This window comes from Candidatus Latescibacter sp. (genome assembly GCA_030692375.1).
Lineage (GTDB): Bacteria > Latescibacterota > Latescibacteria > Latescibacterales > Latescibacteraceae > JAUYCD01.
This window is the reverse complement of record JAUYCD010000144.1, coordinates 1-16834: the sequence shown is the minus strand read 5'-3', so window position 1 is coordinate 16834 and position 16834 is coordinate 1. Positions and strand designations below refer to the sequence as shown.

The 16834-nt window shown below is 46.4% G+C and carries 21 protein-coding genes; 7 read left to right on the top strand and 14 right to left on the bottom strand.

Features of this window, described 5'->3' with window-relative positions; all coding sequences use genetic code 11:
• Positions 1-241: 241 nt before the first annotated feature.
• The 7 genes from truA to Q8O92_08835 all read right to left on the bottom strand — a co-directional run bounded on the left by truA (position 242) and on the right by Q8O92_08835 (position 6636).
• Entirely contained in the window at positions 242-1015 is a 774-nt protein-coding gene (gene truA / locus Q8O92_08865; protein MDP2983427.1) for a tRNA pseudouridine(38-40) synthase TruA, read from the bottom strand.
• Positions 1016-1341: 326 nt separating this feature from the next.
• On the bottom strand, positions 1342-2130 hold the full coding sequence (locus Q8O92_08860) for an energy-coupling factor transporter transmembrane component T (GenBank protein ID MDP2983426.1): 789 nt from the start codon (positions 2128-2130) through the stop codon (positions 1342-1344).
• A gap of 196 nt (positions 2131-2326) precedes the next feature.
• On the bottom strand, positions 2327-3733 hold the full coding sequence (locus Q8O92_08855) for an FG-GAP-like repeat-containing protein (protein ID MDP2983425.1): 1407 nt from the start codon (positions 3731-3733) through the stop codon (positions 2327-2329).
• 122 nt (positions 3734-3855) lie between these two features.
• Entirely contained in the window at positions 3856-4416 is a 561-nt protein-coding gene (locus Q8O92_08850) for an MGMT family protein (GenBank protein MDP2983424.1), read from the bottom strand.
• Entirely contained in the window at positions 4358-5494 is a 1137-nt protein-coding gene (gene alr / locus Q8O92_08845; GenBank protein ID MDP2983423.1) for an alanine racemase, read from the bottom strand. The genes Q8O92_08850 and alr overlap by 59 nt, the downstream gene beginning before the upstream one ends.
• 1 nt (position 5495) lies before the next feature.
• On the bottom strand, positions 5496-6464 hold the full coding sequence (corA, locus tag Q8O92_08840) for a magnesium/cobalt transporter CorA (GenBank protein ID MDP2983422.1): 969 nt from the start codon (positions 6462-6464) through the stop codon (positions 5496-5498).
• On the bottom strand, positions 6448-6636 hold the full coding sequence (locus tag Q8O92_08835) for a hypothetical protein (GenBank protein MDP2983421.1): 189 nt from the start codon (positions 6634-6636) through the stop codon (positions 6448-6450). The genes corA and Q8O92_08835 overlap by 17 nt, the downstream gene beginning before the upstream one ends.
• 157 nt (positions 6637-6793) lie before the next feature.
• On the opposite strand from Q8O92_08835, the gene Q8O92_08830 reads away from it, so the two are divergent.
• The 4 genes from Q8O92_08830 to Q8O92_08815 all read left to right on the top strand — a co-directional run bounded on the left by Q8O92_08830 (position 6794) and on the right by Q8O92_08815 (position 9114).
• Positions 6794-7003: a type II toxin-antitoxin system HicB family antitoxin gene (locus Q8O92_08830; protein MDP2983420.1), complete on the top strand. Its 210-nt coding sequence runs from the start codon at positions 6794-6796 to the stop codon at positions 7001-7003.
• 249 nt (positions 7004-7252) lie between these two features.
• Positions 7253-8032 (top strand): Cthe_2314 family HEPN domain-containing protein, encoded by a 780-nt coding sequence (locus Q8O92_08825; GenBank protein MDP2983419.1) that lies wholly within the window; start codon positions 7253-7255, stop codon positions 8030-8032.
• A 295-nt stretch (positions 8033-8327) separates the two neighbouring features.
• Complete coding sequence (locus Q8O92_08820) at positions 8328-8939, top strand: hypothetical protein (GenBank protein MDP2983418.1); 612 nt, start codon at positions 8328-8330, stop codon at positions 8937-8939.
• Complete coding sequence (locus Q8O92_08815) at positions 8932-9114, top strand: hypothetical protein (GenBank protein ID MDP2983417.1); 183 nt, start codon at positions 8932-8934, stop codon at positions 9112-9114. The genes Q8O92_08820 and Q8O92_08815 overlap by 8 nt, the downstream gene beginning before the upstream one ends.
• A gap of 82 nt (positions 9115-9196) precedes the next feature.
• On the opposite strand, the gene Q8O92_08810 is transcribed toward Q8O92_08815, so the two are convergent.
• From Q8O92_08810 to Q8O92_08785, 6 genes are all read right to left on the bottom strand, one after another.
• Positions 9197-9547 (bottom strand): hypothetical protein, encoded by a 351-nt coding sequence (locus Q8O92_08810; GenBank protein ID MDP2983416.1) that lies wholly within the window; start codon positions 9545-9547, stop codon positions 9197-9199.
• Positions 9548-9785: 238 nt separating this feature from the next.
• On the bottom strand, positions 9786-10238 hold the full coding sequence (locus Q8O92_08805; protein MDP2983415.1) for an NUDIX hydrolase: 453 nt from the start codon (positions 10236-10238) through the stop codon (positions 9786-9788).
• An 84-nt stretch (positions 10239-10322) separates the two neighbouring features.
• Positions 10323-10946, bottom strand: coding sequence for a methionine biosynthesis protein MetW (metW, locus tag Q8O92_08800; protein ID MDP2983414.1), 624 nt, complete (start codon positions 10944-10946; stop codon positions 10323-10325).
• A gap of 227 nt (positions 10947-11173) precedes the next feature.
• Positions 11174-12310: a homoserine O-acetyltransferase gene (locus Q8O92_08795; GenBank protein MDP2983413.1), complete on the bottom strand. Its 1137-nt coding sequence runs from the start codon at positions 12308-12310 to the stop codon at positions 11174-11176.
• Between the two features lie 277 nt (positions 12311-12587).
• A complete protein-coding gene (locus Q8O92_08790) occupies positions 12588-13028 on the bottom strand; it encodes an Rrf2 family transcriptional regulator (GenBank protein ID MDP2983412.1) in 441 nt (146 codons plus the stop codon).
• Between the two features lie 116 nt (positions 13029-13144).
• Complete coding sequence (locus Q8O92_08785) at positions 13145-13438, bottom strand: DUF2007 domain-containing protein (GenBank protein ID MDP2983411.1); 294 nt, start codon at positions 13436-13438, stop codon at positions 13145-13147.
• A gap of 270 nt (positions 13439-13708) precedes the next feature.
• Here Q8O92_08785 and Q8O92_08780 point away from each other — a divergent pair, with 270 nt between their 5' ends.
• From Q8O92_08780 to Q8O92_08770, 3 genes are all read left to right on the top strand, one after another.
• The gene (locus tag Q8O92_08780) at positions 13709-14491 is read left to right on the top strand and encodes an SDR family oxidoreductase (GenBank protein MDP2983410.1); all 783 of its coding nucleotides are present in this window, start codon (positions 13709-13711) and stop codon (positions 14489-14491) included.
• A gap of 253 nt (positions 14492-14744) precedes the next feature.
• Positions 14745-15674 carry a glucosamine-6-phosphate isomerase gene (locus tag Q8O92_08775; protein MDP2983409.1) on the top strand — a complete coding sequence of 310 codons (930 nt, stop codon included), beginning with the start codon at positions 14745-14747 and terminating at the stop codon, positions 15672-15674.
• Between the two features lie 364 nt (positions 15675-16038).
• A complete protein-coding gene (locus Q8O92_08770; GenBank protein ID MDP2983408.1) occupies positions 16039-16341 on the top strand; it encodes a polyhydroxyalkanoic acid system family protein in 303 nt (100 codons plus the stop codon).
• Between the two features lie 140 nt (positions 16342-16481).
• Here Q8O92_08770 and Q8O92_08765 read toward each other — a convergent pair.
• The coding region (locus Q8O92_08765) for a ThuA domain-containing protein (protein MDP2983407.1) at positions 16482-16834 on the bottom strand (353 nt) is incomplete at its 5' end.

Genomic DNA, 16834 nt, shown 5'->3' with positions numbered 1-16834 from the left:
ATCCCCGCTTTTTCTAAACTCACCTCTTGGTCTCCTCTCTATAATAGAGAGGAGATAACTCGTTGCGAGCCTTCTGGTTCCCCCTCTATAGGATAGAGAGGGGGTTAGGGGGTGAGTTTCGGCGTAAAAAGAAAATAACAGGCATTTAGACTTTTTCACAAGTCTTTTAAGAACAGTCACAAAGGCGCAAAGGGAAAAGAAAATCCCTAATGACACGTGTCATGCAGAACTTGTTGCCGCTTCACGGGAACGGTGAAACCGTTTCGGCATCTACTTTTCCTCCATTATACTCCACACTGACCAGGCAGAGCCCCATTGCAGGAGCTGTCGGCCCTGCAAGCGAACGGTCGCAGGTCTCCAGAATTCTCTTTAGAAAATCCGGGGATTCTTTCCCCCGCCCCACCTCAACTGCGCTTCCCACAATGCACCGTACCGCATGGTGAAAGAACCGTATGGCGCTTATCTCAAATATCATCAAATTTTCGGTGAATATCCACCGGTTATTATAGATAATAGTAGAATAATCTTCATTTTCACTCTCTTTTGAAAACCCCCGAAGATTGCATTGACCCGCCAGGGGATTCGTAGATTCCTCTAAAAGCTCCCTTGAAAGAGGGTATCGAACCTTCCAGACATAAGACCGGCCAAGAGCGCACTTGCGATTGGAGAGCGTGTACCGGTACGTTCTTGAAACCGCATCGTACCGGGCATGGAAATCCGGAGCGGCTTCGACTATCTCGACTACGGCAACATCACGGGGGAGTACGCCGTTCAGCGCCTTTTTCAGACGGTCGATCTCGATATCCGAAAAAATACGGCATCCGATCACCTGCCCCGCGGCATGAACGCCTGCATCGGTACGTCCCGCCACTGTGAGCTGCACCGGATGGTGGAGTATCTTTCCGAGGGCTATCTCAACCTCTCTCTGGACCGTGCGTTTCCCCGGTTGAACCTGCCAACCGTAAAAACGGGCGCCGTCGTATTCAAGGGTTATTTTCAGTGTGCGTTCCGGCATTATAAAATTTCTTTCTTTACATTCGGTAGGGGTTCAGCATGCTGAACCCCTACAATCCCCGCGTATGATTCTATCCATGACGAAAGAAATAATTGTGTAAGTATTGAGTGTTTATTCCAATTTGCGTTCAAAATGGCATGATTTCCAATTTTTTACCTCCCCCCGGCCCTCTCCTAATTAGGAGAGGGTGCCCAAAGGGCGGGTGAGGTTTTACGTCAATTTGAAAAATGATTGGAATTAGATACTGAAACGAGTTCAGGATGACACGTGTCATGCCGAACTTGATTCGGCATCTATTTCAAAAAGAAACGCAATAAAAATTGCTTTTACACCACCATAATAAAGGCAAACATCAGCGACACCGCCAGGACAACCCAGTCCTTACGGGTCATGGAGATTTCTTTATATCTGGTTCGCTTAACATCGCTGCGGTACAAACGGCTTTCCATGGCAACCGCCAAAGCCTCGGCGCGGTGCACCGCAGAAGTGAAAAGGGGCAGGAACAGGAGAGAAACGGATTTCAGGTTGGCGCGAATCCCGACCGGCCTCAGCCCCCGAGCGGCATGAGACTTGCGGATTTTGACCGCCTCATCCAGAAGAACCGGAATGAACCGGATGGTGATTACCATCGCGAGGGCTATTTCATGAGGGTTCAGTCCTACCCGTGAAAAAGGCTTGAGCAGTTTTTCCACCCCATCTACCAGCACAACCGGTTCAGTTGTCAGAGTGAGCAGTGAGGCGGTAATCACCAGGAGAGCTATGCGAGCGCCAAAAAGAAGGCCGTTATTCAGACCCTCTGAGGTTATTCCGCCATACGGAAGTGGAGCTTCAACCAGGATGTGGCCGCCCACGAACAGCACATTCAGCGCGACAGTAAGAATAATAAGCCATTTAAACGGTGTAAGGCTTCTGATGAGATAGAAAAGCGGAAGACCGGACAGGAGTGCCGCCATTGCCGTATACAGCCCGGCGATTTCCAGGGGATACCAGGAATTTCTTGCAAAAAGACCAGCCATGATCAATAGAATAGACGCGAGTTTCGTGCGCGGGTCCAACTGGTGCAGGAGAGAAGTGCCATATATATATCGTCCGAGGGTAATATCTTTCAGGCTCATAGAATCCTAATCATCAGATATAATAATAGCATTTCTATGTCTATTCTTTTTTTTTAAACAAACACGATTTTATTTTATCTACAGTGTAATAATATATGTGAACATGGTGAGTTTTTGCAATTCCTTTTGAGCATAAAAAAGCGCCCCATGATGAGGCGCTTTAAACAAAAATGCTCTATGAAATGACAAAGAGAGTTTATTTCAACAACAGCATCTTGCCGGTTTTGGTGAATTTGTCGGATGAGAACCGGTAGAAATAGAGGCCGGAACCATACTGTGAGCCGTCGAATTTCACCGCATGTACACCGGAGCTAACATGACCGTCAACCAGAGAAAGGACTTTCTGGCCGGTCACCGAGAAGATGTCCAGCCTTACTTTCGAGGGTAAGGTAATTGAATAAGTAATGGTTGTGAAGAGGTTCGCGGGATTAGGGAAAACGGTGACATAACTTTTATTCATAATTATATGTTCGTTTTCTGATATTATATTTGTTATTATACCATATATTAACATATAAACTCCATCTGTACACAAAAGAAGTATTTCATCATTATTGTCATTATTTATATCGGATACTATTGTATTAATTACATCATTTCCATCATAATTAAAAAACTCTTCTTTATTAAATGTACCATCTTCTTTTCCAGTCATTATTGAATACTTATTTGAAAAGTTACCTTCCGGTGTATTATTTCCAAAACTAAGAATATCAGATTTGCCATCTTTATCTTCATCAATTAATACAGGATGATTAGACTCTTGCCATCTGTAATCAGAGCTTTCATATGACCAAGCTAAATTAAATATTCCTTTTCCATTATTTAAATATGTTTCAAATATATTATCCATAAGAATTATATCAGGATAATGATCATTATTGAGATCACACACTTTCCCCTTTTTCCCATTCTTTGATAGCGAATAAAAATTACTAGTAATCGCATCGTTTATTGGGCCAAATAAAATGCCTGTACAATAAGTATATTCTGGCACATAATTTCCATACTCATCAGTTAGCAGAGAATATCCTATCAATAAATCCATAAAACCATCATCATTAAAATCGCAGGTTGAAAGAGGAATAATACCTTTGATTCTACCAATTTTGATGGATATTGGAACTGAAAAAGATATATTACCATTATTGATGAATAAAAGCATTTCATCGCCAAAGGTTGATATCGTTAACACATCACGGAACCCATCTTTGTTAAAGTCTGCAGAAATTGCATTCCCTCCGTATACATTAACACTTTTCTGTTCACCGAATACTCCATCAACTCCTCCAAGCATTATCCCATTTCTAAATAATAAATCATTATAACCATCATTATTAAAATCATCACAAATCAGAAAATTTGTAAAATCTACAGTATATTCAGCATATTTATCGAAGGATAAATCCCCATTCCCCTTATAAAGAATAATAGAGAATGGTGATTTTAGAGTGATAATATCTTTATTTTGGTCGTTATTGAAATCACATATAAAAGTATTAATTATATCACATTCTACATTTATCTTTTTAATATCGAATGAGCAATAACTTAGTGTAGTAGAAATATGAAACAATATTAGATAAATGATAATTATTCTCATTAGAGTCTTTTTCAAAAAACTACATTTTATTCAGGAGATCAAGTGTCGTATATAAAGGCAGGTAGGAGTAAGATAATAGGAGTTTTGGGGATGTCAAGTAGTATTTTAAAATATTATTATTATCATCTTGCAGGATATTTCTTTTCCAAATCGAGGAGGCGCTCTTTCAGCTCAAGCCCGGCGCCGAATCCACCGAGCCCGTGAGCGGCTACAACCCGGTGGCACGGTACGATAAGCAGCACCGGATTTCTGCCGCAGGCTCCCCCAACCGCCCGTGCCGCCCGGTTATTGCCTATCTCCTCAGCCATTTCACGGTATGTAAGGGTTTCTCCGTATGGGATACGGGCAAGAAATTCATGCACGGTGCGGGTGAAAACCGAATCTGTCAGCGGCTTCACCACAGCCCGGATTTGTACAGGTTTTCCCGAAAAATATTCCTCTACCTGTGTAATCACCTCCCGAAACGGCCCGGCATCGATGCGGACTTCGGTATCCCACTTCTCCCGAATAGCCTGAATAAAAGCAGGGAGTGAAGTATGCATCTGCGCCCGCAGGAGAGCTTCTCCACAAGAGGCCATCACGAAAGGACCGAAAGGAGTCTGCACCCCGGTCACGGTAATACGGTCAGGAGTTTTGGATAAAGGCGCGAGAAACTCGACCGGTGATTCCGGTAACAATTTCATGACTGATCGTTCCTCCCAGAGCTGCATGGTTTTCCACAGTAACCGACGCGGAGCCATCCCGGCCGATAAGTGTGACAGGATCGCCGACCCTGACATCCCCGGCATCGGTTATATCGAAAACAGTCTGGTCCATGCAGACTCTTCCGGCAACAGGGACTTTCACGCCATTGATGACTGCCATTCCCCGGTTCGACAGAAATCTCCGGTAACCGTCCGCATATCCAACGGGTACTGTAGCCAGCCGTGAAGGCCGTTTGGTGGAAAAGGTCCGGCCGTAGGAAACAGTAAATCCGGCGGGAACTTCTTTGATAAATGCCACACGGCTTTTCCACGAAAGCACCGGCTTAAGCGGGAACCACTTCTCGCTGCCGCGATAGGGAATGAGGCCGTAGGACATGAGGCCTGTGCGTACAAGATCCAAGTGCGCTTCCGGGAATTTCAGAGTCCCGGCGGAATTGCACATGTGCGCGATGGGAGGCCGCAATCCTTTCGCCGTTAAATCGTTCAAAAGGCCGGTAAATACTCTTATCTGATCCCGGCAGAAATCCTCATGCTCCGCTTCGTCCGCCGAAGGGAAATGGGTAAAGATGCCTTCCGCGGTGATTCCCGGGATATTTTTTATCATTTCCAGCGCCCGCGGCGCCTCAGAGGGACGTAACCCAACTCTTCCCATGCCGGTATCGACTTTTATATGCACCCTGCAGGCTGGCGTTTCAGGTTTCAGGTGCTTTCTGAGCGCTTCAAGCGCAGCGAATGAAGAAAGCCCCACAGTCAGATTATACTCAAGGTACGCAGGGATATATTCATCCGATTCGCTTGCCATTACCAGGATGGGCGCGGTAATCCCCTCCTCGCGCAGGGTGATTCCCTCCCCGGCGTAGGCCACCCCGAGCATGGACGCGCCTGCCCGGAGCGCGGTCCTGCTGCATTCAATCATGCCATGGCCATACGCGTTGGCTTTAACCACAGCCATGAGAAGCACCTTCGGACCGATATACCGGAGGATTTTCGCCAGGTTATCACGGTAGGCGCCGAGATCGGTTACCGCAACCGTATCACGATTCTGCCGGGGTTCCATCTCAGAACCAGTCCTTTATCTTGAAATACCAGAGCATGCCCCCGGTAATCAAAACGTCCATGCCGATGATAATATAGAAACCCAGAGGACTCTTCTGGAACGGAAGGTCCAGGTTCATGCCGAAGATACTCGCAATCAATGTCTGCGGGAGCAGGATGGTGGATATGATGGTGAGCGTCCGCATCACATTGGTCATACGGTGGGTGGTAAGGCTCACATAAGTATCCATGGTGCCGCTGACCATTTCCGTGTAGGATTGGAGAAGGCCCTGGATGCTGGAAATATGGTCATGGATGTCCTGGAAATAAACCCTGTTCTCTTCCTGTATCAGCTCGTTTTCCATGGTGCCGAGCTGTTCGACCACTTCCTCGGCGGGAGTCATGATCCGACGCAGATTGATAAGGCCCCGTTTCAGCAGGAAGAGCTCGTTGAACGTTTTCTGGGAAGCCTCGGCAAGGATTTCAGCCTCCAGCTTGTAGATTGTCCGCTCCAGCCTCTTTATTGAAGCCACATAATTATCCACCAGTGCATCTAGGATGGCGTGGAGGATCTCGTCGGTGCCCTGGGCCATGAAATCGAGGTCCCTTTCCAGCCGCTTACGCAGTTGGTTGACGCCGATGACAGGTTTTTTGTGGTAGGTCACCACGTAGTGCTCGCCGAAAAACATATCGAGCTCATCGAAATCGAAAATCAGTTTCTCGCTGTTAAAAAGGATGGAGTGAAAAACCAGGAAGAGATAATTGTCATAATCGTCGATTTTCGCCTCCTCGTTCTCCGTGGCCACACAGTCTTCTATGGCCAGTTCATGAAAATCGAAGACGGCGCTGAGAATCTCCGCTTCTTCATGGGTGGGCGATTCGAGATCGACCCACAGATCGACATTTTCGGCCTCGAAAAGCGCCGGCAGCTCTTCGATCTGCGGGCACGCCAGGGTGCCTTCGGCAATATTATAGCTATACATGGTGATCATGAATTTTCACCCTTGGGCGGCTGCGCTCTCCCGGGCGTAGCTTCGGCGCGGGAAAACAGGTGTATTTTCTGGCGGATGGCAAATCCGCCTCGTTCTCTTTCGCTATGGATATGGGTCTGGTAACATACGCTTTCTTTGGTTGGTTGTCCGGTTCACGTAAAACGATAAACATTGTAAATTACTCCATAAAAAAAGTGGAGGCAACGATTAATTGCCGCCGCTTGAATTTTTCGAACTTTATCTGAAAAAATTGTCTGAACCACTGATTCGTGTGATTATATTGATAAAAGATGATGAGAAGAATTGTCTCTCTCGGAGGTGAGCTGTTGATGCAAAGGTATGAAATCATCATATACTGGAGCAATGAGGATGAAGTTTTTGTGGCGGAAGCGCCGGAGTTGCCCGGCTGCATGGCTCACGGGAATACTGAGGAATTAGCTCTCGAAAATGTGAAAGAGGCTATCCGCCTATGGATTGATACGGCTCGGGAGTTTGGCGACCCGATTCCTGAACCGCCTAAAATCGAACCGCTGAAGTAGGGATAATAATGACTCCAGACCTGATTGACTTTGAAATTCTCTCCGATTACCGAATAAAGGTAACGCTGTCAAACGGTAAAAAGGGAATTTTTGATGTGAAGCCCTATGGCTCGCCAGAGTAAGGACATCTCAAATAGGGTAGGTCGGTAACTAACGAAAAAACAAGCTTAAAGCGAATAATTGATACATTGAAAACGTTACACATCGCTTTTTACTACAGTGATATTCATGAACATTGGGGAATGTTAAATGGGTAATGGAATGAAAAAAGACTTACTTGAAGTTTTACTCGATAATCTTAAGCCTTTATTGGACGCTTCCCAAGCAGTCATTTGGAAAGGATATAAAGAAACAGGGAGTTTCCATGCTTGTAAACCTTTAGAGGAAACACCAGTCGAGATCTACGACATTGAAGTTTTTTATTCAGCTTCTGCTGTGTCATCTGCAATATCCCGTATACAACAAAGCATCACTTATATCGAGAATTACCCTTGCAATATTAGCGGCTACGAGATTGTTCATACACAATATGACTGGATTCAGTATCACTACGCCTTTTTCATTGCCACTCTTTTCAGCACTTTAGACATTCTTTTAATTCTCATTAACTCCGTTTTTGAATTAGGAAATCCCCCAAAAAATTGCAGACGCGATATCATATTAAAAAATGTTTGGATACGAGAAACGGAAATTCCGGCTAAAATTAAAGAGTTGGAAAGACTTATAAATTCCTATCGTGAACCGAGACATTTACTTTTACATCGTGGCAGAATGCCGAATTTACCAAGTAATTCTGAAGATTCATTACTAGATTATCTAAGTTTTTATAATGTTTTGATCCAGGCAAGAAAAAATCCCTTCCCTCCTGAATTAATAAGTGAGGCATGGGATATGGAGTGTCCCGGAATTATCAAATGTCTTAAATCTAAAGTTAAAAAAATCAATACTTCTGTGACGGAAGTTTTCGATGCTCTATTGCCTTACTACTTGACGATAAGAGAAAGACGCTCTAGGCAAAATTGTACATAACATTTCGCTTGAAAGGCTTGTCTCCAGAAGCCTCACCTATCAACTCAAACTTTAGGGCTTAAGAATTGAGAATAATATGGACTGCAGACTACTCCCAGATAGATCCCTATGGTACCGTGCAGTTGGTGGGAGTTAAGTCGAAACGGTTGCGTGGACCTCATCCGCTTCGCTACTCTTTAATGAAACAATATGGCTAATTCATTTACATTGATTTACATTCTCAAAATTTTTTTAAAAAACACTTAGGATTTTTAGGAATTATCTATAATTGGGAACCATAATTGGAGGGCGAAACATGAATACCAAACAATTAATTGCAATCTGGTATACAGGATTGGCGATAGACGCCGCTATCCTAATACAAACAAGAGAGTTATGGGGAATAGTATTCGCTATTCTTGTTATAGGTGCCCTATTTGTGCTTTCTTTCAGTATTTATGAAAAAGTTGAACAGAAAATACTCATTGTATGGGTTATTGTACCTATACTTTTGGGAATTGTAGTCTTCTCGGTTAGTACTTATCTTAACCATGCAAAACAAGTTTCTACTAAGAATTTAAATTTATATCCAAAACAAGAGGAACTTCCTTTTTACGAGAAACAGAAAGTCAATGCAGTAGCCCACTTCGATCTCTTTAACACGCTCACAGTATCATTATATAATGGTTCAACTTGGAACATCAGAAAGGTGCAGGTAGGACTTCATATCATAAAGCAAAACGGCGAGAAGACTGAATTGAGAATCTATGACCTAGACCAATCTTATGGATTGTCTTCAGGTCATGGTGAACCCTATAAAAACACCAAATACTCTACAATTTTGGGTTACAGTCTGGGACAAGGAGAAAAATTCGATTGGCATATTCGATCTTTGAAAGGAACCCCACAAGGTAAGGAAAATGAATAAAGACCCCATTGTCGAAGAAATTCACCTCATTCGTGAAAAAATGCTGGAGGAGTGCGGCGGCGACCTTGAGAAACTAATGGACCGGCTGAAAGCCCGTGAATCCGAACACAAAGATCGCCTGGTTACACTAAAAGACATAAAAAGGAAAACACCTGCTCCGCTTCCATCTCGATAAAAAAACCGGCCCCCCTATCCAAGACCATTTTTTTTCTCTTTTTCAATTTCGTGTTTTTCGTGCTTTTCGTGGTTCAATTCTTTTATTCCCCCTCAAACACCACCTTCCCCTCCTTATAATCCACCGTAACCTTCGGCGGCATCTGACGGGTGAGGATTTCCTGGGCAAGGGAGTTTTCGATCTCCCGCTGTATGAGGCGCTTGATCGGGCGCGCGCCGTAGGTGAGGTCGAACCCGGCTTCGGCCACATACTCCACAAGGTCGTCGGTCAGGGTAAGCTCTATTCCGGCGGAGTCTTTCACCCGTTTGGCGAGCTTGTCCACCTGGAGGCGGACTATCTTGCGAATATCGGTGCGCGAGAGGGAGTGGAAGATGATTATCTCATCGAGACGGTTCAGGTATTCGGGGCGGAAATTCGCCCTGACGAGGTCCATGACCCGGCGATGAATAATCTCCTCGGATTCGCGCTCGCGGGAAAGTTCGGCATGACACGTGTCATCCTGAACTCGTTGCCGCTTCGCGGGAACGATAATACCGTTTCAGGATCTAAACACTAAATACATGCGCAATTATTTATGTCGTCATATATAATTTAAAATATAACACATGCGACTCACATTTTCTAGGGTTTTAACGCGCAAGGGGTGGATTCAGGTGCTTTGCTGCACGAGATTATGTGTTTTTACAAGATGATTTGGCGCGGAAATAGTCGGCCAATATCCGGGCGTGGTCAAAGGCGAGGGGCGAGGGAAGCTCGTTCTTTCCGAACAGACCCACTCCTGCGGCATCGTCACCGGCTGACAGTGTACCGGTACCTTGTGCGGTAAATACGATGGTAATTGTATGAAACCGCGGGTCGCGTTTCGGATCGGAGTATACGTGGAACTGGGTGAGATCAGTAATTTGAAGGCCGGTTTCTTCTTTAATTTCACGGATCGCTGCGTCCTCGGCTCGCTCGCCATAATCGATGAAACCGCCGGGAATAGCCCAGCCGTAAGGGGGATTCTTACGGTCGATCAGGACTATTTTTCCCCCGATATCCACGATGACATCCGCCGTGGGAAAAGGATTTTTATACCTTTCGATACTATGATCGCAGATTGGACATACGATTTTCTCGATCATGAAATTTCCTTACCGAAATCATTTTAGACAGAACCTCACCCGCCTGCGGTACCCTCTCCTAATTAGGAGAGGGACGGGGTGAGGTTACTTTTCACTAATTACGAACATTCCGGTAACAGCAAACAAATTGGCCAGTGGATTGACTGAAGAAGAGCATCGCCATTTGCCGAGCATGTAATATTCCTCCCGGATGATCGAGAAACCTTCCCTGCGGCAAAAATCTTTGAAATCGGTGATGGTGAGCTGATGTATGTTCGGAGTGTCATACCATTCGAACGGAAGGGCTGCTGTTTTCGGCATCCTCCCCGATAGGAAGAAGGTTGTGCGAATATACCAGTGACCGAAGTTGGGAAAGCCGATAATGCCATATTTTCCAACACGCAACATTTCTTTTAAAATTATTTCCGGTCTCCTGATTACCTGCAGGGTCTGGTTCAGAATGACATAATCGAACGAGTGGTCGGGATAATCGGCCAGCCCCTGATCCAGGTCTCCCTGGCATACGAAAAGCCCGCGTTCCATGCTCTGGATGAGGTTGTCTTCATCGATCTCCACCCCACGGCCGATCACCTGTTTTTTTTCGACCAGCTCGCTCAAAAGGCCGCCGTCGCCGCAGCCAAGATCGAGCACATGTGAATGGGGAGGAACAATGGCTGTGATCAGATCACGGTCTGCACGAGTAAGGATGTCTATCTGCCGGTCGGTCATATGGATTTTCTCGCAAAGTTAGAAAAGACAGAATACAGAAGACAGAAGTTAGAATAAAAACAGGATATGAAATACAAAATAATGTCTGAACCACTGATTCGTGTGATTTTATTGATAAAAGATGATGAAAAGGATAAACACAACATATAGTCAAAATCTAACGCCTCAAGGTGAAAAGTGGAAAGCTTTTATTCTGTCTTCTGACTTCTGACTTCTGTATTCTTTCTTTAAGGTTCTTTCCCCACACTGTCCAAAAATGAGCTGACCACCCTTGTAAGTTGTTCCACTTCAATAAGAAAAGAATCGTGGCCGTACGGGGAATCAATCTCGATGAAAGAAACATCTTTATCATTTGCTACAAGCGCCCGGACGATCTCTTTCGACTGCTCTGTTGGAAACAGCCAGTCCGAGCTGTACGAAACCACCAGGAATTTCGCCTGCACACCGGCAAACGCTTTAGTAAGCGGGCCGTAACTTCGTGATATATCGAAATAATCCATGGACTTGGAGATGTACAGGTAGCTGTTGGCATCAAACCGCTCGGTAAAACGCTGCCCCTGGTGCATGAGATAGGATTCCACTGCAAATTCTGATTCGAAATCATAACTGAACCGGTCGGCGTACTGCAAACGCCGTCCGAATTTGGAATCCATGGACATATCTGAGAGATAGGTAATGTGCCCCACCATTCGTGCAATTGCCAATCCCTTTATCGGGCCGGGGGTGCCGTAATATTGTCCTTCCTTCCACCCCGGATCGCTTGTTATGGCGTGACGGCCTACCGCATTGAAAGCTATTCCCAGCGCCGACAGCTTTGCAGTCGAAGCGATGCAAAGCACCGAACGTACCATGTCGGGGTAACGGAGCGCCCATTCAAGAACCTGAAATCCTCCCATGGAACCGCCTGCCATGGCATAAATTTTCTTGATCCCCAGATGGTCTATCAGCCGTTTCTGGGCTTCCACAGTATCTCTTATGGTAAAAATAGGGAAATCCAGACCGTATGGTTTACCTGTTTTAGGATTCAGGGAACCCGGCCCGGTCGAGCCTTTGCATCCCCCGATAATATTGGAACAGATAACCCAGTAGCGGCTGGTGTCAAAAGCTTTTCCGGGGCCGATCATGGCATCCCACCAGCCCGTTTTACGGTCATTTGGATGATGGTATCCCGCCGCATGGGCATCGCCGGAGAGGGCATGGAGGATAAGAATGGCATTCGAGCGGTCAGCATTCGGCTCCCCATAGGTCTCATATAAAATATCAATTGGTCCGAGATTATAACCGGATTCGAGGAGCAACGGCTCTTCAACACTGCCAAACGTGAACTTATTTTCTCTTACCAAACCAACAGAGTTTCGTTCCATACCACTCCAAAATAAGAATAAAGATTGTCTGAACCAGATTCGCAAGATTTATACATGCCGACATAAATAATTGCGCATGTTTTTTAGGATTTAGATCCTGAAACGAGTTCAGGATGACACGTGTCATGCCGAACTTATTGCCGTTTCGCGGGAACGATGAAAGCGCAGCGCATCTTTTAGCAACCGTTTCGGCATCTATATTGAAAAGAAACGAAATAAAATATGTCGTCATGTATTGAATATCTTTCATTCTGGATTCAGAATTTTTCCTTTCAGTTTATATTATATATTCGTTCATCGCATCCCGGTGAAGTAATTCATGCCTCTCTGCCATGTTCGCCAGAGAAATGGAATCGATCACATTCTCCACCGCACTTCGGACCTCACACCAAATCCTATGCGTGACACATAACTGTCTACGGGTACAGACTTTATCCTCTGTACAGGCCACTATCTCGACCGGGCCTTCCAGGGAACGGATCACTTCCCCGAGTGTGATGTGAGCCGGAGGCTTGGCCAACTCATATCCTCCATGAGCGCCGCGAGTGCTTTTTACCAGCCCGGAGATACGGAGCGAATTCAGAATATGTTCCAGATACCGCTCTGATATATCCTGGCTTTCTGCTATTTCTTTTACCATGACCGGACCTTTGCCATACCGGAGAGCCAATTCCAGCACCGCCCGTGCTCCGTATCTTCCTTTTGTAGACAGTTTCATGGATACAATTCCTTGATTAAATATTACCAAACTCCTAGTAATTCTAATATTACAAATAAATGAGGATTTGTCAAGAGTATTTTCTCACCGCAGGGTGAAATAAGATCATCAATAGGTTATGTTTTTTCCGCTTCTTCGTCTCCGAAATCTTCCCTGCCGAATTCATCTTCCGAATACCCTTCAATGGTGCCTTTTTCGGAAAACCGTACTTCCAGAATTTCAAGCGCCTGTTCTACCTCATCCTCCGGCACAACAATCCAAATTTCTCCCAGACCGTCCATAGTCATCGGATAAATACTCCGGGACATCTCGGCGACCATCCGGGCGTGAAGCCCCATTCCCTGGAGCAAATCCACCGCCATGCAGGCCATCGGTTCATCCCATGTGCGATATACGGTTGTTTCTTTCATATATGGTAATCCTCTCCAATATGAGCCGCCGGATTGTGGTGCAACAGTCGACATGCTCCGGACATGTTACACGCAGATGATTTAAGGTTCGTTTTTTAGCAGACTCTACCTTTCCGAAATCGTTTATATTACCAGGTAACCGAAAAAGGGTAAAGAAAACTCCTTTTCTTTTAAAACAGTATATTGTATCTAACTGCCATTTTCAAGAGCTTTCGCAGGAAGGATTGTAAATTGCGGACAGCGCACAGGAATCCATTGAAGGAGAATGTTATGGGACAACTGGAAGGAAAAACCGCCGTCATCACCGGAGGGGGCACCGGGATCGGACAGGCCATCGGAAAAAGATTCCATGAGGAGGGAGCATTTGTAGTGCTCTGCGGCAGAAGGAAAGAAAAACTTGAAAAGGCCGCCAGGATGATAAATCCCGGAGGAGAAAGAATACAGTCGATGATCGCCGACATCACAGTGGAGCAGGATATTATTCGCCTTCTGGAAGAAACGGCGCTCCGGACAGGCAGAATCGATATCATGGTCAACAATGCCGGAGTCATGCGTTTCGGAAAGCTCCATGAAACTCCTGTCCAGGAATGGGAGCTGATGATGCGGACCAATGCTTTCGGACCCTGGCGGGTCATGGTGAATGTGGCGCCATATATGCGCAGGTCCGGCGGCGGCTCCATAATCAACATCTCTTCGCTGGCTGGTATCAAGGCATTTCCGGGAACCGGCGTATACTGCTCTTCCAAGGCTGCGCTTCAGGTGCTTTCACAGGTCATGGCCATGGAGGCGGCGGCGGATCATATCCGTGTGAACTGCATCCTCCCGGCGCTGGTGGAGGACACAGAGCTGGCTATCCCTATTTTCGGAGAGCAGAATGTCGGCGCGTTCTGGGATCGTCTGCGCCCCCTTCACCCTCTGGGCCGTAACGGGAAGCCGGTGGACATTGCCAATGCGGCGCTCTTTTTCGCCTCCGAGCAGAGCGCCTGGATAACCGGAACCCTTCTCAATGTCGACGGGGGCCGTCACATGGCGACCAACCGCCCTGCGGAATGAAGTGCCCCCAGCAAGCTGCGAGGTATCAAAAGATGATCCCCCTGTCACCTTTAGTGACATCCCCCTTGCTGAGGGAGATAAAAGAGAAAAACCATTCTAACGTCAATGGTATCGGTTGCCCCCCTTAATAAGGGGGGATGTCCGAAGGACAGGGGGGATCCAACCCCCCAGCAAGCTGCGAGGAATTGTAATATAAAAAAAACAGAATACAGAAGTCTGAATTCAGACTTTTTTTCCTGATTTTGGAGGACTTATGGCACGACCGATCAGTAAAGTGGCGCCACAGTGGTGGGATTATACAACCCTGGAACCGGAGATTTTGAATGATGCGGCGAAACTCGATGAGAAAGACATGCTCCAGCTCAACCGCCCGGGTTTCCGGGTTTCATTCTATGAGACTCTTGAAGAGTTTTATCTGGCGGAAGCACTGGAATATATCGAAGCGTGGAAACAGGCCACTCCTGATAATCCGGCGGGAATATGCGGGCCTATCGGGCCGACCGAACAGCTCCCTCTGGTCGCCCGAATAGTCAATAGCCTGGGCATCAAAGTGCAGGATGCTCATTTCTGGGGAATGGATGAGTGGGTGGAAAAAGGACTGCCGGTTGATAGTAACCACCCGCTCTCCTTTGCGAAAGCCGATCTCGAACTCTGCTTCAACCGGATCGATCCCTCGCTCCGCATGCCATCTTCTCATCTGCATTTTCCAACCGGAGACCTGGAATCCTACTCAGGGAGTTTCGAGAGCGTCCGCTGTGTCATCATGCAGGGCGGTCAAGGGGAGGTAAAGCACTGGGCGTTCAATGATCCGGTGAAACGCGAGGGCAGTTGCCGTGATGCTCCGCCTGCCCCGGAAGAATACCGCCGCCTCCGCGCCCGTGTGGTGGAACTGCACCCGATGACAGTCATTCAGAACGCCCGCACCTCAGGCGGCGGCAATATCTCCATGGTGCCGACACATGCCGCCACAGTGGGGCCGTTTGAGACCTGGAAAGCGGATAAGGTTTCCATCTGGCAGGCGGGTGTACACGACAACCCGTTCGGGATGCGCCTGACCACCCTTATGATCTCAAAAAAGATTCCCGACTCATCGACGCCCATGTCACTCCTGGCGGACCATCCCGATGTCCGGTTCAACTTTTACCGTAAGGGGATTGGCAGGGTGGAAGCGGAAATGCATTAGAATTGGAAAACAGAAGACAGAAGACAGAATTTAAGATTATTCGGTTATGTTGTTAAGTAAGCAACATACAGTAAATAATAGATATTAAGTGCTCATATGTCTTTAAATATCCCCCCTGCCTTCGGCATCCCCCCTTATTAAGGGGGGAAATTAAGGAGAGGTTCTGTCAAATCCTAATAAATGTTTACATAGTAATAGGAACAATTTTCTTTTTCCCCCCTTAATAAGGGGGGTAGGGGGGATTAACCTTTCGGATGATCACCTTAGTTTACTTAACGACATACCTGTTAAAACTAATTTGAATGACCTGTCTTGAGAAATCTTGTAAATCTTGTCGATCCTGTCAAAATAGGGAGGTATCTTTATGCCAACCATGAATATATCAATTCCGCACAATCTTCCGAAAGAAGAGGCGCTTTCCAGAATGAAACGATTCACCGAAGAGATGAAATCAAAATACTCCGGTCAGGTACAGGACCTCTGTGATGAGTGGCAGGGAAATAGCGGCGCATTCAGCCTTAAAATCATGGGATTCGCCCTGTCCGGCGAGATGGAAGTAACGGAAGCGGCGGTTAATTTCTCTGTAAAGTATCCCCTTTTCGCCTCTTCGTTCAAAAGCCGTGTAGAGGAAAAGGTCAGAGAGACAGTGCAGACCATGCTTGTGTGAAATTGCCGCTGATTAAGCGGTTTAACGCAGGTTTATATATGACGATATAAAGCGGATTATTAAATGTTTAGATCCTGAACTCGTTTCAGGATCTAAACACTCAAAACATGCGCAATTATTTATGTCGTCATGTATAGAACTCAACCCCCAAACGGCGGAACCTCTCTTTTCATAGCCCAGTGGGCGCCGCGCCAGTAAAGCTGGCGGTAAGTTTTGTCTCTCCAGGCAGTATAGGTGTGACCGGCTGCGAGGCCGACAATCCTTCCTTTGCCCTGTTCGATACACCACCCGGCGATATCGTGGCGTTTGTCTTCATGGCCGGTGGATTCATAGAGTGGAATGGCTTTGGGGTTGATCAGCTCCACCCCAAAGTTTTCATCGAGCGCCAGATCATAATCCTGAATACCCTGCGAAATGGGGTGATTCTGATTAAAATTGTGGAGATGGACTGTCTGCACAGGGCCGTGCATCATGGGCTTGATGCCCATCATCT